This window comes from Bradyrhizobium iriomotense, from assembly GCF_018129405.1.
Classification (GTDB): Bacteria; Pseudomonadota; Alphaproteobacteria; order Rhizobiales; family Xanthobacteraceae; genus Bradyrhizobium; species Bradyrhizobium iriomotense_B.
Map to the genome: position 1 here is coordinate 110489 of NZ_JAFCLP010000007.1, position 17954 is coordinate 128442.

The 17954-nt window shown below is 64.0% G+C and carries 16 protein-coding genes; 13 read left to right on the top strand and 3 right to left on the bottom strand.

Going from position 1 to position 17954, the window contains the following annotated elements:
- Window positions 1-4: 4 nt before the first annotated feature.
- Both JQ592_RS17315 and JQ592_RS17320 read right to left on the bottom strand, forming a co-directional pair.
- The gene (locus JQ592_RS17315) at window positions 5-928 is read right to left on the bottom strand and encodes a hypothetical protein (protein ID WP_349630468.1); all 924 of its coding nucleotides are present in this window, start codon (window positions 926-928) and stop codon (window positions 5-7) included.
- Between the two features lie 11 nt (window positions 929-939).
- Window positions 940-1680 (bottom strand): hypothetical protein, encoded by a 741-nt coding sequence (locus JQ592_RS17320; protein WP_211404022.1) that lies wholly within the window; start codon window positions 1678-1680, stop codon window positions 940-942.
- A gap of 416 nt (window positions 1681-2096) precedes the next feature.
- Between JQ592_RS17320 and JQ592_RS17325 the strand changes: the two genes are divergently transcribed.
- From JQ592_RS17325 to neuB, 5 genes are all read left to right on the top strand, one after another.
- Window positions 2097-3299 carry an HAD-IIIA family hydrolase gene (locus tag JQ592_RS17325; RefSeq protein ID WP_211404023.1) on the top strand — a complete coding sequence of 401 codons (1203 nt, stop codon included), beginning with the start codon at window positions 2097-2099 and terminating at the stop codon, window positions 3297-3299.
- A gap of 133 nt (window positions 3300-3432) precedes the next feature.
- The gene (locus JQ592_RS17330) at window positions 3433-4452 is read left to right on the top strand and encodes an NAD-dependent 4,6-dehydratase LegB (RefSeq protein WP_211404024.1); all 1020 of its coding nucleotides are present in this window, start codon (window positions 3433-3435) and stop codon (window positions 4450-4452) included.
- A complete protein-coding gene (locus JQ592_RS17335) occupies window positions 4445-5674 on the top strand; it encodes a LegC family aminotransferase (RefSeq protein ID WP_211404025.1) in 1230 nt (409 codons plus the stop codon). Before JQ592_RS17330 ends, JQ592_RS17335 begins: the two co-directional genes overlap by 8 nt.
- Window positions 5667-6845, top strand: coding sequence for a UDP-N-acetylglucosamine 2-epimerase (gene neuC, locus JQ592_RS17340; protein ID WP_211404026.1), 1179 nt, complete (start codon window positions 5667-5669; stop codon window positions 6843-6845). The genes JQ592_RS17335 and neuC overlap by 8 nt, the downstream gene beginning before the upstream one ends.
- The gene (gene neuB / locus JQ592_RS17345) at window positions 6842-7915 is read left to right on the top strand and encodes an N-acetylneuraminate synthase (protein WP_211404027.1); all 1074 of its coding nucleotides are present in this window, start codon (window positions 6842-6844) and stop codon (window positions 7913-7915) included. The genes neuC and neuB overlap by 4 nt, the downstream gene beginning before the upstream one ends.
- Window positions 7916-7983: 68 nt before the next feature.
- Here neuB and JQ592_RS17350 read toward each other — a convergent pair whose 3' ends face one another.
- The gene (locus JQ592_RS17350; protein ID WP_211404028.1) at window positions 7984-8847 is read right to left on the bottom strand and encodes a class I SAM-dependent methyltransferase; all 864 of its coding nucleotides are present in this window, start codon (window positions 8845-8847) and stop codon (window positions 7984-7986) included.
- Between the two features lie 461 nt (window positions 8848-9308).
- Between JQ592_RS17350 and JQ592_RS17355 the strand changes: the two genes are divergently transcribed.
- The 8 genes from JQ592_RS17355 to JQ592_RS17390 all read left to right on the top strand — a co-directional run bounded on the left by JQ592_RS17355 (window position 9309) and on the right by JQ592_RS17390 (window position 17948).
- The gene (locus JQ592_RS17355; protein WP_211404029.1) at window positions 9309-10358 is read left to right on the top strand and encodes a nucleotidyltransferase family protein; all 1050 of its coding nucleotides are present in this window, start codon (window positions 9309-9311) and stop codon (window positions 10356-10358) included.
- Between the two features lie 14 nt (window positions 10359-10372).
- Window positions 10373-11263 (top strand): Gfo/Idh/MocA family protein, encoded by an 891-nt coding sequence (locus tag JQ592_RS17360; RefSeq protein ID WP_246820471.1) that lies wholly within the window; start codon window positions 10373-10375, stop codon window positions 11261-11263.
- Window positions 11260-11976 (top strand): acylneuraminate cytidylyltransferase family protein, encoded by a 717-nt coding sequence (locus tag JQ592_RS17365; RefSeq protein WP_211404031.1) that lies wholly within the window; start codon window positions 11260-11262, stop codon window positions 11974-11976. The genes JQ592_RS17360 and JQ592_RS17365 overlap by 4 nt, the downstream gene beginning before the upstream one ends.
- On the top strand, window positions 11973-12794 hold the full coding sequence (locus JQ592_RS17370) for an SDR family oxidoreductase (protein ID WP_211404032.1): 822 nt from the start codon (window positions 11973-11975) through the stop codon (window positions 12792-12794). The genes JQ592_RS17365 and JQ592_RS17370 overlap by 4 nt, the downstream gene beginning before the upstream one ends.
- 13 nt (window positions 12795-12807) lie before the next feature.
- Complete coding sequence (locus JQ592_RS17375; RefSeq protein ID WP_211404033.1) at window positions 12808-14322, top strand: hypothetical protein; 1515 nt, start codon at window positions 12808-12810, stop codon at window positions 14320-14322.
- A gap of 69 nt (window positions 14323-14391) precedes the next feature.
- A complete protein-coding gene (locus tag JQ592_RS17380) occupies window positions 14392-15780 on the top strand; it encodes a surface carbohydrate biosynthesis protein (RefSeq protein ID WP_211404034.1) in 1389 nt (462 codons plus the stop codon).
- A 3-nt stretch (window positions 15781-15783) separates the two neighbouring features.
- Window positions 15784-17187 (top strand): capsule biosynthesis protein, encoded by a 1404-nt coding sequence (locus tag JQ592_RS17385; RefSeq protein WP_211404035.1) that lies wholly within the window; start codon window positions 15784-15786, stop codon window positions 17185-17187.
- Window positions 17188-17198: 11 nt separating this feature from the next.
- A complete protein-coding gene (locus JQ592_RS17390) occupies window positions 17199-17948 on the top strand; it encodes a glycosyltransferase family 2 protein (RefSeq protein ID WP_211404036.1) in 750 nt (249 codons plus the stop codon).
- Window positions 17949-17954: the final 6 nt, after the last annotated feature.

The following is a 17954-nucleotide window of genomic DNA, read 5'->3' on the forward strand; positions in this document are numbered from 1 at the left end:
CGGATCAGTGTTGCAAAATGCCGACGAGATTCATGTGAGCGGGGCGCGAGTGCTCGATCCCCAGGAGCGTCCGCCGGTTGTCATTCGTGCGCTGCAAATGCAGGCTCGCGAGCGTGACCCCGGTGCAGGTGGTGACCGTGCTTCCGCGACCGCCGAACGGTTTGAGGAAGTCGAACACGCGACTGCCAAACATGTCCACCACCGACATTTCGCGTGCCCCCAGCGGCGGAATCTCGCCGAAATCCGCCTCCAGTTCCTCGCCATCCGCGCGGATCAGCCTCGAGGTCGGCCGCGCCGCATGAGCATATTCGGGATCGGAGGAGTGGTTGATCAGCAACAGGCTGCTGACGATGTCGCTGGTCGCAATGATCTTCGGGTTGATCCCGGTGAAGCCGACATGCGCCTTGAGCCTGCCCTCGTTCAGCGGCCGGGCAAATGCGCCGGTGCGATAGATCGCGACGTTGTCCTGATCCACATAGGTCATGGAATAGCTGGCGGGCGAGGAACGAAATCCGTCCATGCGTCCGCGCGACATCACGACGATGACCAGATAGTCGTCCTGAGGAAGCCCCAGCGAGGCGAAGAGGCGCGACAGCTCGATCTCGACAGTGGCGCCGGGCCGATAGTCTTCCGGAAACTCGTAGGTCGTCCGGTAGTCGCCCTGACGCGACAGGATGTGCAACTTGAATCTGAGCTTCTTGCTGAAGCCCGAGGCGACAAGGCTCGCGAGCTCGGGAATGAGGTCCTTGACCGTTTCGCGGAAGTTCTTGCGCAGGCTGCCAGCGACGAGGCTGCGGAGATACCGGATGTCGATCGGACGATACCAGGCGGGAATCGAGAAGCCCATGCGCGACTCGATGCCCGCAAAGGTCGGGAACATGAACCTGGGCTCGTGAGGCTTCCACGGATTGGATGAAAAACGTGTCACGGGCGCCGCCTCTAGAAATGATGCAAGCTGAACTTGCCGTTGGCAAATTCATAATAGCTGAACGGGCTGGCGATGTTGGTGCCCTTGAACTCCAGGGCAAAGCCCTCGCTCGGCCCCACCAATCTTTCAGCTTCCGGGAACAGGTCCAGCGTGCCGATGCGGGCAGCGCCCATCGGCGCGATTTCCGGAAGGGTCCGCTCGCCCAAGGCGGTGCCGTTCAGGGCCATGAGCCGAGCCGTTCCCACCGAAGCGCCTTCGGGCGCCATGCAGGAGTTCACGAGCACCACGCCGGACTCCTTCAGGAACCGCGTGAGATAGGGCTGCATCCAGGCGGTGGTCGGAAACGGCGATGCCGCGACGGGCTCGCGCTCGTGCGACAATGTTATTGCGCCGTGCTGCGAGAAATATTGTGCGTAATAACCGGTCGTCACCTTTCGTCCGGGACGAAGCTTGGTCTCATGTTTCGGTATCAGCGCCATCGCCACCGTTCCCGAAACGTGCGGACAGAGCTCCGACGTCTGCAGCTGCAATTGTCCGTTAACTCCGAGCTCCCTGTGGAAATATCCAGCCGGCTTGCCCAGCCCGTCGAACAACCAGACATGGGCATCCACTTCCGGATGATCCTTCATGAAGACCGAGAAGTAGTTGTATGCGCAGACTTCCGTCGTGACTGTCTCGTCGTTGCGCAGGTAGAGCACCGCTGGCGGATAGCCCCTTGCGACGGCCTCGCCAATCTGCAATTCACCTGGCATGCAATGAAACTCGGCGGGAAGCAACGATCAGGCCGGATTGGCCGACAGATAGCGAAGATTGCGCCCAGATATTCTCGCCCGCATGCCAAAAATCCTGCACAACTGCACGGACGTTTACGCTCAGCCGTGCATGGAATCAACCGTGAATGGAGCTGCCCAAGCCTTCCGAAAACCCCGCGCAATCCCCTATCCGCCGGATTCCGAATGCATCAAGTCGCTTCGCGCAGGCCCGTTCAAGGCGCTGTCTGCAAACAAGCGGAGTGCCGTCGTTCGAATTCCGTGCGAACGCCGACCTCAGGCACTATCCGTCACGACGAAAGCACGTCTGGCGCGGAGATCTGTGGCGCGCTATGGACATTGGAAATGACACCCGCCTTTCACCGACAGCTCGATCGATGTCGCAAAATCCCCGCGCTATGCTGAGACAGGCCGTTATCCTCGTCGGCGGGCTTGGCACCCGGCTCGGCGAGCGCACCAGGCTGGTTCCGAAGCCGATGCTCGACATCGGCGGGCGGCCGTTCCTCGACACGCTGATCGACGAACTCGTCCGCTATGGCATGTTCGATGAAATCGTCCTGCTTGCCGGCCACAAGGCGGAGATCGTCGAGACGCACTACGCCGCGGCCGCCAGGGGACCGACGCGCATCGTGGTGTCGCGCGAGACCGAGCCGCTCGGCACCGGCGGTGCGCTCGTGCATGCGCGCGACCTGCTGCACGACCGCTTCCTGCTGCTCAACGGCGACTCGCTGTTCGATTTCAACCTGCTCGATCTGATCGCGCGCGCGCAGGACGGTCGCGTCCACATGGCACTGCGCGACGGCGTCGTCGGAGACCGCTACGGGCGCGTCGCCCTCGACGGCGACGTGGTGCGCGATTTCATCGCCCCGGGTGCAGGCGCCACGGGACCGGTCAATGCCGGCATCTACGTCGTCGACAAGTCCGTTCTCGCTGACATCGCGAAGCTTCCCGCTTCCCTGGAACAGGACGTATTTCCCGGCCTTGCCTCGCGCGGCGAGCTGCGCGGCACGGCCTATCGCGGCTATTTCATCGACATCGGCATCCCCGATGATTTCGCACGCGCCGATCGCGAGATGCACGAGAAGCTGCGACGTCCCGCCGTGTTCTTCGACCGCGACGGCGTGCTCAACCACGATTCCGGCTACACGTTCGAGACGCACAAGCTGCAATGGATCGAGGGGGCACGCGAGGCAGTGAAGGCCGTGAACGACGCCGGCTATTTCGCCTTCGTCATCACCAATCAATCCGGCGTCGCGCGCGGCTACTACGAGGAGCATCACGTCGTCACCCTGCACCGCTGGATGGCAGACCAGATGGCAGAGGTCGGCGCGCATATCGACGCCTTCGAATATTGCCCCGATCATCCCGACGGAACCGTCGCGCGCTATTGCCGCACGAGCGACCGGCGCAAGCCGGCGCCGGGCATGATCACCGACCTCGCGCAGCGCTTTCCGGTCGACATGACGCGCAGCATGGTGATCGGCGACAAGCCGAGCGACATCGAGGCTGCGCGGGCTGCCGGCCTCCCCGGCCATTTGTTCGAGGGCGGCAATCTCGAGGCGTTCGTGAGAGCGCGCCTGAACCCGGCCGGCAAGGCCTAGGTGGCCTTAAAAAAACTGCTGCTTCCCCGGGCATTTGGCAGCTTTCGGGTGCGGCTCTGTTGCGCGCGACCGCCAGTGTGCTATAGCGCCATCTTGTTGCGAATACTGGCTTAATCGCCTTCTGGGGTCCGGCATGGCAGATCTGAGGGACGCCCGCGTCCTCGTAACCGGCAGCGACGGCTTCATCGGTTCGCATGTCGTCGAGGAGCTGGTGAAGGCCGGGGCCCGCGTCAAGGCGGTCGTCTACTACAACTCCTTCAATTCCTGGGGCTGGCTGGACACGGTTCCCGCCGACATCATGAAGTCCGTGGAGGTGGTCGCCGGCGACATCCGCGATCCGCATTTCATGATCGCGGCCGCCAGCGGCTGCACCGACGTGCTGCATTTGGCAGCACTGATCGCGATCCCCTTCTCCTATGACGCACCCGATTCCTACGTCGAGACCAATGTGCGCGGCACCGTCAACGTGCTCCAGGCGGCGCGCATGGCCGGCGTGCGGCGCTTCGTGCAGACCTCGACCAGCGAGGTCTATGGCACGGCGCAGGTCGTGCCGATCAAGGAGAACCATCCGCTGGTCGGCCAATCGCCCTACTCGGCCTCGAAGATCGCCTCCGACCAGATGGCGCTGTCGTTCCAGGCCTCGTTCGACATGCCGGTCGTCGTCATCAGGCCGTTCAACACCTATGGACCGCGGCAATCGGCCCGCGCGGTGATCCCGACCATCATCAGCCAGATCGCGACCGGCAAGCGCAGGATCCGTCTCGGCGCGGTCAGTCCGACGCGGGACTTCTCCTTCGTCACCGACACCGCGCGCGGCCTGATCGCGGGCCTCACCGCGCCGGCCGAACAATGCGTCGGCCAGACCATCAATCTCGGCAGCGGTTTCGAGATCTCCGTCGGCGCGACCGTCGAGATGATCGCCGACGTGATGGGCGTGACGATCGAGATCGAGACCGACGAAGCTCGCCTGCGGCCGGCCAACAGCGAGGTCGAGCGGCTCTGGGCCGACAATTCCAAGGCACGCCAGCAGCTCGGCTGGGCGCCGGAATTTGGCGGGATCGACGGCATGCGCCAGGGCATCGAGAAGACGGTGAACTGGTTCACCAACCCGACCAATCTCAACCGCTACAAGGCTGACGTCTACAATGTCTGAGGCGACGGTGAAACCGGCCGTGACCAAAGCGCTCGCCTTCGATCCCAAGGGCTTCGATCCAAAGGCCGTGGTCGATGCCGTCCGGCGCGCCGCGGGCACGCCCAACGGCATCCTCGGTCTGCACGAGCCGGTGTTCGCCGGCAACGAGGTCTCCTATCTCGAAGAGTGCATCAAGAGCACCTTCGTCTCCTCGGTCGGCCCGTTCGTCGACCGCTTCGAGCGCATGCTGGAGGAGGTGACGGGCGCCAGGCGCGCGATCGCCGTCGTCAACGGCACGGCGGCGCTGCATGCCTGCTTCAGGCTCGCCGGCGTCGAGCCGGGCGCCGAGGTGATGTCGCCGGCGCTGACCTTCATCGCGACCACCAACGCGATCGCCTATTGCGGGGCGGTGCCGCATTTCATCGACAGCTCGTTTGTCACCCTCGGCATGGACCCGCGCGCCCTCGCCGCACGGCTCGAGGCGATTGCGGAGCGAACGCCTAAGGGCACGATCAATCGCGAGACCGGACGCCGCATCGCCGCGATATCACCGATGCACACGTTCGGGCATCCCGTCGAGCTCGACGACATCGCCGCGATCGCGCAAAGCTGGGGCATCGCGCTGGTCGAGGATGCCGCGGAATCGCTGGGCTCGACCTACAAGGGCCACGCCGTCGGATCGCAGGCGCGGCTCGCAGCGCTGAGCTTCAACGGCAACAAGATCGTCACCACCGGCGGCGGCGGCGCCATCCTCACCAATGACGAGGAACTGGGACGCCGCGCCAAGCATCTCACCACCACCGCGAAGCTGCCGCACAAATGGGCCTTCGTGCACGACGAGATCGGCTTCAACTACCGCCTGCCCAACCTGAACGCCGCGCTCGGCTGCGCCCAGCTCGAGCAGCTCGAGGGCTTCCTGGCGAGCAAGCGCCGGTTGGCTGCGGCCTATGAGCGCGCCTTTGCGGACGTGCCCGGCGTGCGCTTCTCGCGCGAGCCCGAGGGCACCACGAGCAATTACTGGCTGAACGCGATCCTGCTCGACGAGGCGTATGCCGGGCTGCGCGACGACGTGCTCACGGCGCTGAACGAAGCCGGCTTCGGCGCGCGCCCGGCCTGGACCCTGATGCACCGCCTGCCGATGTTCGCGCAGAGCCCGCGCGGCGATCTCGTTACCGCCGAATCGATCGAGCGGCGGCTGATCAACCTCCCCTCCAGCGCCAGCATCCAGGCCCGCGATGAGTGAACCAAGCCGCAAGATCTGCTTCGTCACCGGCAGCCGCGCCGATTTTGGCCTGATCATCTGGCCGATGCGGGCGATCCGCGAGACGCCCGGTTTGACGCTTCAGCTCGTCGCCACCGGCATGCATCTGTCGCCCGAGTTCGGATACACCATCGACAACATCCGCGCCGAAGGGTTCGACGTCGACGAGAACGTCGAGACGCTGCTCTCGAGCGATTCTGGTGTCGGCGTCTCCAAGTCGGTCGGGCTCGGCGTGATCGGATTTGCCGACGCATTCGCCCGGCTGAAGCCGGATCTCGTCGTCGTGCTCGGCGACCGCTACGAGACCTTTGCGGCGGCGCAGGCGGCGATGTTCATGCGACTGCCGATGGCGCATCTGTTCGGCGGCGACGTCACCGAAGGCGCGATCGACGAATCCATTCGGCACGCCATCAGCAAAATGGCGCATCTGCATTTTACTTCCAATGCCGATTCCTCGCGGCGATTGACGCAGCTCGGCGAAGATCCCGGCCGTGTCTTTACCGTCGGTTCGACCGGCATCGATTCGATCAAGCGGATGAAGCTGATGGACCGGGACACCCTGGGGCGTGAAGTCGGGATGTCGCTTGGCGCCCACAATATCCTCGTTACCTTCCATCCGGTAACCGTCGAGGCGGACGGCTCTGTAGAATCGCTGGATGAATTGCTTGCGGCACTTTCCGCCGTCGATCCGGACGTCCGCCTATTCTTCACGCTGGCCAATGCCGACGCCGAGGGCCGCGCGTTGAACGAGCGTATCAAGGCATTTGTATCGGACCGACCGCACGCGATCGCAGCGGCCTCACTGGGTCAGCTGCGCTACCTCAGCCTGATGAACCAAGTCGATGCTGTGGTTGGCAATTCCTCCAGCGGGGTCTATGAGGCGCCCTCGCTCAACACCCCGAGCGTCGATATCGGCGACCGCCAGAAAGGCCGCGAGCGCGCAGCTTCGGTATTCCACGCTGCGCCCGAACGGAATGCCATCGGTGCGGCCATCGCCCAGGCGCTGCAACGTGGACGACAGCCGACGGTCAATCCCTATGGCGACGGCGACGCGAGTCGCCGCATTGCCGACCGCATCGCCGCCATTCCGGATTTTCGCGTGCTGCTTAAGAAGGCCTTTCATAATATCCAAAGCCGCGAGGCGGTCCAATGACAGCGACACGCACCCTCATTATCGCCGAAGCCGGCGTTAATCATTCCGGCAGCCTCGATACTGCGTTGGCGCTAGTCGACGCGGCTGCGGATGCTGGCGCAGACGTCGTCAAATTCCAGACGTTTACCGCCGACGCGGTGGCCGGCCGTTCGGCCAGCAAGGCGCGCTACCAGCAACGCACGACCGGGGCCGGCGAGAGCCAGCACGCCATGCTGCAGCGGCTCGAGCTGCCGCATGCCGCGCACCACACGCTGGTCGCCCGGGCTACGCAGCGCGGCATCGAATTTCTCTCGACTCCGTTCGATCCGGTCTCGCTCAGCTTCCTGTTGTCGCTCAATCTACCGCGCATCAAGTTCAGTTCGGGCGACCTCACCAACGCGCCACTGCTGCATTCGGCGGCCCGAGCCGGGTCGAGGCTGATCGTGTCGACCGGAATGGCGACCTTGGGTGAAGTCGAAGAAGCATTGGGCGTGCTGGCCCACGGCTATTCCAATAGCGATGAGCCGCCCGGCATCCCCGCCTTCCGCGCGGCATGGCGCGATCCGGCCGCACGCACGCAACTGTCGCAACGCGTCAGCCTCCTGCATTGCACGACTGAATATCCCTGCCCGCCGGATGATGTGAATCTTGCGGCCATGGCGGCGATGCGTGCTGCATTTCAGATTCCGGTTGGTTACTCCGATCACACCGAAGGCATTGAGATATCCCTCGCGGCAGTCGCGCTCGGTGCCAGCATCATCGAGAAACATTTGACGCTCGATCGCAAAGCCGAGGGGCCCGATCACGCGGCGTCGCTGGAGCCCGACGATTTTGCGCGCATGGTAAGGGCGATCCGCCGCATCGAGGGCGCAATTGGCGATGGCGTCAAGACGCCAAGACCCTCCGAAATCGGCAATATTCCTATCGCGCGCAAGAGCCTTGTCGCGGCTCGCGCGCTGCAGGTTGGCGACGTGCTCGGGCCGGACGATGTCGCCAGCAAGCGTCCCGGTTCCGGTCGCTCGCCGATCGAATACTGGTCGCTGCTCGGCACCAAGGTCTCTCATCCCCATGATGAGGAAGACCCGCTATGAAGCCCGAATGATCCGGCCGTGGCCCGCGGGCAGAACACGTACTCTTGTGGCGTCCTCCGGACGCGGGGTCACGTTCCCTCGGATTTCCGGAACGCCATCACCTTGAGCGGCGCGTAATCGCCGATTCCGGACGGCAATGCTTGCGACATGAAACGGACGAAATGCGAGTTGCGACGGAATTCCGCACCGCAGGCGTTCAACGCAATGTCGTGAAGAACGCGCGACGTGAAATAATGCGTCGAAAAATGCTGCGGGGTGATTTCCCAAAACGGTTCACGGAGCGGCAACAGGCGTTTCGTTTCGAAGAAATCGTCCGGTAGATACAGATTGTGTTCCGCCGGCGGAATGAGGCTAAAGCCAAATTCCTGCCGCGCAGCATTCAGATTCGCCAGTGCCAACTCGAAGCACTCGATGAAAATCAGGTAGCCACCCGGCCGGACGATATCAATGATGTTTGCCAGCGCGGCTTGCTGGTCGCGCAGGTCAAGCAGGTTTATCAGGACACGTTGACAGACCACGATATCGGCCAAGTCGTCGTAAAATCGCGGCTGCCGAACATCTCCGGCACGAATCTCGACGCCGGGTCGTTGCGAGGCGAGCATTCGTTGCGAGTCGTTTTGCTCTATGCCGACGAGCTGGGACAGGCCCCGCTTTTCGGCCAAGGTCGACAGCGTGTAGCCGTTGCCGCAACCAACGTCGACAAGGCGCACCCCTTCCAGAGGCGGCGTGCGAGCAAGCAAGGCGCGCGCGGCAGCTTCGACGAACCCGTGAATGGCTTCCGTTTCAAGTGCGCGCAGCCGCTCATCTTCCATCGTCGACTGCGGCGACAGCCCGGCCTTGCCCGCGACGCTGTCGTAATGCGCTCGAATGGCCTGGTCATAGCTCGTGGTGTCCGCTCCACCGGTCGCGCCGGACTCGACACTTCGCGTCATCTTTCACCACCCTCAGATTTTCCGGCTTGGGCTTATAGCCTGCCGGGGGCGGGGGCAACCCCCGGCCGCGGCGTGCAGCTCATTTCGGGGGCGGAAATGCTCGTCCTCGCCATCCGCAGGTTCCACCTGTCGGCGACATCGGGGCAACGCGTATGAAGGCCCCCGTAGATATCCGTGACGCCGCTCATCAGAACCTCGAAATCCTCGATTTGCCGAAGTCGCCAGTGCGCTCACTCGCCACCTCATTGCCGAAAGAATGTTACGGCAGCCGGTGGCGCGCGACGGCGATCGAAGGGCGCGGCGCCGCGCGAGAGGCAAATCGGTTAAACAGAAATCGCGCGCCTTTATGGACCAATTGGCCGCCGTGCCGGCAGGGATTGACGTCCGGGCTGGCAGCCGCGATAAAACCGCCTTTCACGGAGCGGGCGCTGGATAAGCAACCTCTGTAAGGTCTCTCAAGCATGAAATCCTGGCGCAAAGCCATCATTGGACCGGAAGCGACGATCAACGAGGCAATTGCCGCGATCGAACGTGGCAGTATTCAAGTGGCGTTGGTGCTCGATGCGGCCAGCCGTCTCGTCGGAATTGTCACCGATGGCGACGTGCGACGCGGCCTGCTGCGCGGCCTTCCGCTCAGTGGTCAGGCGGCCGACGTCATGAATCGCGCCCCGATCTCCGCGCCCGCGAGCTTGTCCCGGGACGAACGTGTGCACCTGATGCGTCAGAAATTCATCAAGCAGCTGCCGCTGCTCGATGCTGGCGGTCAATTGCTCGGCGTCGAGACCCTCGATGAATTGCTCGAGACCGCACGCTACCCGAATCCGGTGCTGATCATGGCCGGCGGACTGGGCGAGCGCCTCGGAGCGCTGACCCGGGACCTTCCCAAACCGATGCTCAACGTCGGCGGACGGCCGCTGCTCGAAACCATTATCGGCAACATCGTGCAGCAGGGGTTCCGAAACATCTTCATTTCGGTGAACTACAAGGCCGAATTGATCGAGAAGCACTTTGGAGATGGCGCCTCGTTCGGCGCAACCATCCAGTATGTCCGCGAAACCGAGCGGCTCGGCACCGCCGGCGCGCTCGGTTTGTTGGAATCTCCGCCGGATATGCCCATCGTCGTGATGAACGGCGATATTCTCACCACCATCAATTTCGGCGCACTGGTCGACTTCCATAACAACTCGACGGCAGAAGCAACCATGGCCGTGCGCGAACACAAGGTGCATGTGCCCTACGGCGTCGTGACCTCATCCGACGGCTTTCTTCAAGCTATCCGCGAAAAGCCGACCGAGTCCTGGCACGTTGCCGCCGGCATCTACGTGATCGGACCTCGCGTTTTCTCTTACGTCGAACGCGGTGCGCGGATCGACATGCCCGCGGTGCTGGAACGCGTCATCGCCAAGAAAGGCCACGTCGCGATCTATCCGATCCGGGAATACTGGCTCGACATCGGCCGCCTGGAGGATTTCGAACAGGCGCATGCCGAATTTCCAGAGGTCTTCCAGTGATGTCTCCGCGCGCGATGGTCATCGGCCTCGGTTCGATCGGGCTGCGGCACGCGCGCATACTGAACGATCTCGGCTGCCAGGTCACGACAGTTAGCCGTCGCGGCGGCGGCGACCACGTGTCGATTGCCAGTGCAGTCGCCGCGGCGCATCCGGAGTATGCCGTCGTCGCCACGGAGACCGCAGGCCATCGCGCTTCCCTCGGCGAACTCGCCGATATCGGCTTTCGCGGATCGGTGCTGGTCGAGAAACCGCTGTTTGCAAACACAGGCTCTGCGCCCGACTATCCTTTTGCGGACCTGATGGTCGCCTACAATCTGCGCTTTCATCCTGTCATGACGGCGTTGGCCAATCAGCTTGCCGGGCGGAACGCAATCACGGTCTCGGCCTATGTCGGGCAGGATATCAGGGATTGGCGGCCCGGCCGCGATCATCGCACCACGGCTTCCGCCACGATCGAGGCCGGTGGCGGCGTACTGCGCGACCTCAGCCATGAGCTGGATTATCTACTATGGTTGTTCGGCCCGTGGCAGCGCGTGGCGGCATTGGGCGGAGCGTCCGGGGCGCGCCAAATCGAGGTGGACGATCACATCGACCTTCTGCTGGAGATGCAGGGGGCGCGAGCCGTGCAGGTGCACATGGACTATCTCGACCGGTCGGGAATCCGCAAGATCCGGATCAACTTGGCTGACGAGACCATCGAGGCCGACATTGTCGGTGGGCGTCTCACGGTGAATGGCAAGGCCACCGATTATGCGTGCGAGCGCGACGCGAGTTACAGGGCCATGCATCTTGCCGCCATCCACGGCGACAAGCCGATCTGCTCGCTGTCGGAGGGACTTGCCGTGATGGACTTGATCGATGCCAGCGAACGCGCGTTACAGTCCAAAGACTGGGTGTCCGCATGACGATGCTCTGCACCATCTGCGCACGCGGCGGCTCCAAGGGAGTCGTCGGCAAGAATGTCCGCGAGGTGCTGGGAAGGCCCTTGCTGGCCTGGACCATCGACCAAGCGCGCCAGACCGGCCTGTTCGAAGCCATCGCCTTCAGCAGCGATTCAGATCAACTGCTCGAAGCCGCATTGAAGGCGGGGGCCGACATTGCCGTCAAACGCCCAGACGCCATGGCGACCGACAACGCCCCTAAGCTTCCCGCGATACGTCACTGCCTTGAGCAGGCGATCGAACGGACTGGAGATATCCCAGATATCTTCGTCGATCTCGACGTCACTTCGCCGCTGCGGCTGCCCTCGGATATTGCCGGCGCGGTAAAACTGCTGCAACAGTCAGGCGCCCGTAACGTGATCACCGGTGCGCCGGCGCGCCGCTCGCCTTATTTCAATCTGGTCGAAGCAAGGGTCGACGGTACTGTCGGCGTTGCCAAGGCAGTTGATCCGCCGATCACGCGCCGTCAGGACGCGCCGCGTTGCTTCGACATGAACGCATCGATCTACGTATGGAGCGTCGCGGCGTTCCTCGAGCACCCTGCGGTGTTTTATCCGGATACCCGGCTGTTCGAAATGCCGGAGGAACGATCCATCGATATCGATTCCGATCTCGATCTCTTGCTGGTGGAACTGTTGCTTCGAAAGCGCCAGGAAACCACAGGGAGTAATCCATGACGACAAGTTTCAAGACCCTTTACGACCTCACCGGGCGGACCGCCGTGATCACCGGCGGCTGCGGCATATTGGGAAGCCGCTTTGCCGACGGTCTCGCCGAGTTCGGCGCCAACGTCGCGATTATCGATCTGGACCACAAGGCCACCGAAACCGCCGCATCCGAGCTGAGCGCGCGCCACAGCATTCGTGCCAAAGGCTATGCCTGCGACATCACGCAACCCGATGCCGTGCGCGAGGTGGCGAAGGCCGTCGAAACCGATCTCGGCCCGTTCTCGATCCTGCTCAACAACGCCGCCAGTAAGACCCGCGACATCGATGCGTTCTTTGCACCGATCGCGACGTTTTCGCTTGAGACATGGCGCGAGGCCATGGCCGTGAATCTCGACGGCATGTTCACGGTCGCGCAGGTGTTCGGCGGTCGGATGGCCGAACTCGGCTATGGCGCCATCGTGCAGACCGCCTCGATCTATGGCTTGATGGCCCCGGACCAGCGCATCTATGAGGGCTCCGAATATCTCGGCCGCGCCATCAACACGCCTGCGGTCTACACGGCGTCCAAGGCCGGGGTCATCGGCCTGACCAAGCACCTCGCGACCTACTGGGCGGCGAAGGGCGTTCGCGTCAACACGCTGACCCCGGGGGGCGTCGAGAGCGGACAGAACGAGACCTTCAAGCAGCGTTACGGCGCTCGCATTCCGCTCGGCCGCATGGCCCGTGCCGACGAGATGGTCGGCGCGATGCTGTTCCTGGTGTCCGATGCAGCGTCCTACGTGACCGGCCAGAACATCGCCGTCGATGGCGGGCTGAGCGCATGGTGAGCCGAGCCATGCCATGTTGAAGCAGTTGATCCGGAACACGGTCATTTCCAGCGCGGCCTTCGGAATAGCAGCCGTGCTTGGCCTGATCGTCATTCCGGTCATCATCCGAACCTGGGGCGTAACCGAATTCGGCCTCATCGTGCTGGCCCGCATCCTGCTGCCGAGCGGCATGATGGGGCTGCTCGATCTCGGCCTCTCTGAAGTCACGACGCAAGCGGTCGCGCGGGCGCGCGAGCATCGCAATTGGCGCGTTGCAGGCCAGCAACTCGCGCTTCTCACCGTGATGGCCGCTGTCCTCGCAGGACTGCTCGCGGTCGCGGTCTGGATCAGCGCACCCTATCTGACCATCGCGCTCCGCGTCGATACCGCTCACGCCGACAGGTTTTCGCAGATCTTGCGCTACACCGCGCTTGCCAACCTGGTGCTGATCCCCGCGCTGGTCTGGGAAGGCATCGTCAAGGGCTTTGAGCGCTACAACGTCCTGCGGCTGGCCGAGGTGAGCTCCACGATCGTCTATGTTGCCTGTACGATCTGGGCGGCCAACGCCGCAGCCTCGTTCGAGCTGGTGGCCTATATCTATCTCGCCAGCACCTTGATGCGTGCATGCCTGGTGTTCACCGCGGCCTTCGTCGCTGCCGTGCGCAAGATCAGGCTCGCGATGTGGGACGCGCCGATCCGGCGCGAGCTGTTCCACCGCTGTGCGCTGTTCGCACAGGGCAAGCTGACGAGCGGCCTGGCGCAGCCGCTTCAGCCTTTCCTGGTCGGCCTCCTGTTCGGGCCCAAGGGTGTCGGAGTGTACGATACGCTGGTGCGGCTGCCTCGGGTTTCCAAGATCGTCGTCAGCCTCCTGACGTCCGCCTTGCTGCCGGTGGCAAGCCGCCTGGACGAGCGCGGCAATGCTGCAGCGTTCCAGCGCCTCGGTGAATTCGGCCTCATCATCCTGCCCATGTTCACGGTGCCGCCGCTGATGGCGGCCGCCATGCTGTCGCGCGAGATCATGCAGGTATGGATCGGACCACAGATGGCCCCCTACGCCTTCTGGATGGGTCTGAGCTTCGTGGTGCCGATCTGCGTTCAATACATCGCCTTCGGCAACGTCATATTCCTGACCCGCACAGACGTACAGTCGCGCTTGAACCGGCTCTTGATCTATCAATTGGCGGTGTGGGCCGTGGTGACGGTTGCGACGCTGCACCTGTTCGACGAGCGGGCGCTGATCCTTGGCCAGGTGGTTGGGAACGCCGTCATTCTACCGTTGCAGATCGGGGCCGTGAGCCGCGGGTTGCAGCTTGACTCGTACCGCCTCCTTAGAGCACTCCTCGTCCAGGCCGTCATTCTCGTGGTCTTGGGCCTGCTGCTACTCGAGCTTGCAGACCATTTGGCAATCGACGGCTTCTGGGGCCTCGGGCTTGCGATCGCCTCGTTCTGCGTGGCGAGCTGGGCCATACAATATTTTCTCGTTCTCGAAGACCGCCAGCGGGCGATCTTCGCGGAATTGGGCCATCGCTTCGGCTGGGCGTCGACCTAGCTTGTTAACTTGCACCAGCATGTTCGGCAGATTGATGAACGCCTGGGTCGACACGAGGAGACGTAAACGTTGCGCATAGGCCTGGTGGTCGATCACCCCAAGCGTGACCTGCCGGGTGCAGTCATGCTCGGCTATCAACTCGCGCGGCGCGGCGTCTCGGTCGTGCTGGTGCCGATGTACGAGCAGGCCGTCGATGTCCCGCGGCTCGGGCTCGACGCGCTGGTCGTCAACTATGTGCGCCCGGTCAATCTCGACCTGATGCGCAACTTCGCCAAGGCGGGCCTTGCGCTCTACGTGCTCGACACCGAAGGCGGCGTGCTCGCCGAGAAGGGCGGCAATTCGCCGCCGGCGATGGCCGCACACGTCAAGGGCAGCGGCTACGCCGACATCCTGGCCGGCTATTTCTTCTGGGGCAGCCGGCTCCACGACGCCTTCCTGGCGGCAGGAACCATGAAGCCGGAGCAGCTTCACCTCACCGGATGCCCGCGTTTCGATTTTGCGGCGCCACGCTGGCGCGCGCTGCTTGACGGCGAGCCGCGCGGTTATCTGCTCGTCAACGCCAACTTCCCGCTGGTCAATTCGCGCTTCACCGGCAAGCCGGGCGGCGAGCGCGAGGCGATGGTGCGGGCCGGCTGGGACGGCGCCTATGTCGACCGCTTCATCGCGGACCTGAAGCAGGTGTTCACCAACTACCTCGCCGAGATCGACCGGCTCGCCGGCGCGCGGCCCGACCGCACCGTTCTCGTGCGTCCGCATCCGTTCGAAAGCGAGGATGTCTATCGCAACGCGCTCGCGCGCCACGCCAACGTCCTGATCGACGGCACCGGCAGCGTGCTCGACCGCATCCGCAACGCGGCCGCGGTCGTGCATCTCAACTGCGGCACGGCCGTCGAATCCGTCCTGCTCGGAAAGCTGCCGCTGCAGCTCGAATATCTGAACACGCCGACCACCGCCGGCCATGCTGCGCTGCCCGCGCGCGTGAGCCGTTCGGTCAATTCGTTCGACGAGCTGCTTGGCGCGATCGACCATATCGAGCGCGAGACCGAGACCTTCGATTTCGCGCGCGTTCACGCCGCCGATATCGCGGCGTTCTTTCATCTCAACGACGGACAGGCCGCCGAACGGGTCGCCGATGTCCTGACTGCTGCAGGCAGCTCGCGCCGGCCTTACGTCTCGTTGCTGGCGACCGTGAAGGGCACGCGCGACAAGCCGAGCCTCTGCCAAATCGTCAAGGGCGCCGCGAGCGCCGTGCTCGGATCGGCAGTCACCGAGCGGCTGCGCAGCCGGTTCAATCGCGCCCGGCGCGACAAGCGGATCGAGCCGGTCTTCGTCGGGACCCTGCTGCAGCGCATCGCAACGCATGACGGCGCGAGCCCGTCGCAGTTCACCGCACGGCGCGCGCGCTGCGCGACCACGGGCTTGCCGCTCGCGAGCATTGCCATCGAACCCGCCCGATAGACCATGGCCACATCTGCAAGAACCATCCTCATCACCACGCTCGCCGAATACCAGACCCGGTTCTGGATTCCGGTCGCGCAGCGGCTGCGCGCGGCCGGCGATGAGGTCGAGCTGCTCGCCTTCGACGATCGCAGCGCCGAGATGTCGGCGACCGCGGGCGTGCCGGTCACGAACATGTACCGCGAGGGTCTGAAGACCGGTCCCTCGCCCGACGATCGCGGCGCGTTCGATGCGCGCGTCGCCGCCTACGGGCTGGACGGGACCAATTTCCTGTTCAGCCATGAGCGCTTCACCTTCGGCATCCGCGATACCGCCGCGCTGCGCCGGCGCTTCATGATCTATGCCAATGCGATGGAGACGGTGCTCGACCGGCTGGAGCGGCAAGGCAAGCGCGCCGAGCTGGTGCAGGAGCTGGGCGGCTTTCTCTCGGTGATCGCGAGCTTCTACGCCGCCCGGCGCCGCAGCATCCGCAACTGGTTCATCGAGCCTTCGTTCTTTCGCGGCCGCATGTACTTCACGCCCGACAGTCTCGGCGCGCCCGACGTGATGCCGACGCCGGCGGACACGGTGTCATCGGAGGTGCGGGCCTATCTCGACGATACGCTGACGCAACGCGCGATCGTCATCCCCAAGAAGGACCAGCATCATTATTCGGCGGCCTTCAAGAAGGTCGTGAACCTGCGCAACGCCCGCCGCCTCACCGAGAAGCTGTGGGACCAGTTCGCGCTCGGCAAGCATCAGGAGTTCGGGCACAATCTGCGCCACGCCCGCGTGCACGCCGCGATGGCGCTCAATGCGACGCGGCTGCGCAAGCTCTACAAGCCGATCCCTGAGGCACCCTTCGTCTACTATCCGTTCCATGTCCCGGCCGACATGGCGCTGACGCTGCGCTCGCCCGACTATCTCGACCAGGTCGCGACCGTCGACTTCCTGCTGCGGACCATCCCGGACTCGCATGTGCTGGTGGTGAAAGAACACCCCGCCCAGATCGGCGCGATCTCTGCCGACCGCCTGTTCGAGCTGGCGCGCCGGTTCGACAATTTCGTGCTGCTGGCGCCGCAGACCAACAATTACACCGTGCTCAACCGCGCCGATGCCGTCATCTCCGTCAACAGCAAGTCGGGCGCCGAAGCCTTGCTGCTCGGCAAGCCGGTGGTGGTGATGGGCGATGCGTTCTATCGCTCCTGCCCGCTGGTCTACGCGGTCGATCGTCTCGCGGACGTGCCCGCGCGGCTGCGCGAGGCGCTCTCCGCCGGGCCGTTTGATCCGGCCAGAGGCGCACCCTATTTCGAAGCGGCCTGGCGCAGGTCTTATCCAGGCGAGCTCTACATCAGCGATCCCAAGCTGCTCGATACGTTTGCGGCCTCCTTGCGTGCCGCGATCGCTGAGCCCGCCCGCGCGAATTGAACGGACCCGACATGCCGCTCGTCTCGATCATCACCCCATCCTGGAACGTCGAAGGCCTGATCGAGGAGACCATCCGCTCGGTGCAGAGCCAGACCTTTGCCGATTGGGAGCTCCTGATCGCCGACGACTGCTCGACCGACAGGACGCCTGAGATCATCGCCGACATCGGCGAGCGCGACCCGCGCGTCAAGCTGATCCGGCAGGCCAAGAACGGCGGGCCCGCGCTGGCGCGCCAGGCCGCGATCGACCGGGCGCAAGGCCGCTACCTCGCCTTCCTCGACAGTGACGATCTGTGGCTGCCCGAGAAGCTCGAGCGGCAGCTCGCCTTCGCGAAGGCGAAGCAGGCCGCGCTCAGCTACACCGCTTTCCGCCGCATCAACGAGACCAACACGGTCACGGGGCGGCTGATCGAGGTGCCGGCCTCGCTCAGCTATGGGCAGCTCCTGAAGAACACCGCGATCGCGACCCTGACTGCGATGGTCGACCGCGAGATCGCAGGTCCCATTGCGATGAAGAACGAGGGCTACGACGATTTCTGCCTGTGGCTCTCGATCCTCGTGCGCGGCCACACCGCATACGGCCTCAACGAGGACCTCGCCCGCTACCGCGTCAGGGGCTCCTCGGTCTCCAGCCGCCCCGTGCGCTCGGCCAAATGGGTCTGGCAGATCTACCGCAATGTCGAGCACCTCTCCCTGATCCGGTCGGCTTGGTGCTTCGCCCATTGGGGCGCACGGGCCTGGTTGAAGCGGCGGGAGTTCTAGACGCAT

What these genes read in the sequence shown, in the direction of transcription:
- JQ592_RS17325 (WP_211404023.1), top strand. Translation starts at nt 2,097, where the DNA reads ATGCTGAGACAGGCCGTTATCCTCGTCGGCGGGCTTGGCACCCGGCTC.
- JQ592_RS17355 (WP_211404029.1), top strand. Translation starts at nt 9,309, where the DNA reads ATGAAATCCTGGCGCAAAGCCATCATTGGACCGGAAGCGACGATCAAC.
- neuB (WP_211404027.1), top strand. Translation starts at nt 6,842, where the DNA reads ATGACAGCGACACGCACCCTCATTATCGCCGAAGCCGGCGTTAATCAT.
- JQ592_RS17385 (WP_211404035.1), top strand. Translation starts at nt 15,784, where the DNA reads ATGGCCACATCTGCAAGAACCATCCTCATCACCACGCTCGCCGAATAC.
- neuC (WP_211404026.1), top strand. Translation starts at nt 5,667, where the DNA reads ATGAGTGAACCAAGCCGCAAGATCTGCTTCGTCACCGGCAGCCGCGCC.
- JQ592_RS17375 (WP_211404033.1), top strand. Translation starts at nt 12,808, where the DNA reads ATGTTGAAGCAGTTGATCCGGAACACGGTCATTTCCAGCGCGGCCTTC.
- JQ592_RS17350 (WP_211404028.1), bottom strand. Translation starts at nt 8,847, where the DNA reads ATGACGCGAAGTGTCGAGTCCGGCGCGACCGGTGGAGCGGACACCACG.
- JQ592_RS17320 (WP_211404022.1), bottom strand. Translation starts at nt 1,680, where the DNA reads ATGCCAGGTGAATTGCAGATTGGCGAGGCCGTCGCAAGGGGCTATCCG.
- JQ592_RS17370 (WP_211404032.1), top strand. Translation starts at nt 11,973, where the DNA reads ATGACGACAAGTTTCAAGACCCTTTACGACCTCACCGGGCGGACCGCC.
- JQ592_RS17365 (WP_211404031.1), top strand. Translation starts at nt 11,260, where the DNA reads ATGACGATGCTCTGCACCATCTGCGCACGCGGCGGCTCCAAGGGAGTC.
- JQ592_RS17335 (WP_211404025.1), top strand. Translation starts at nt 4,445, where the DNA reads ATGTCTGAGGCGACGGTGAAACCGGCCGTGACCAAAGCGCTCGCCTTC.
- JQ592_RS17330 (WP_211404024.1), top strand. Translation starts at nt 3,433, where the DNA reads ATGGCAGATCTGAGGGACGCCCGCGTCCTCGTAACCGGCAGCGACGGC.
- JQ592_RS17390 (WP_211404036.1), top strand. Translation starts at nt 17,199, where the DNA reads ATGCCGCTCGTCTCGATCATCACCCCATCCTGGAACGTCGAAGGCCTG.
- JQ592_RS17360 (WP_246820471.1), top strand. Translation starts at nt 10,373, where the DNA reads ATGGTCATCGGCCTCGGTTCGATCGGGCTGCGGCACGCGCGCATACTG.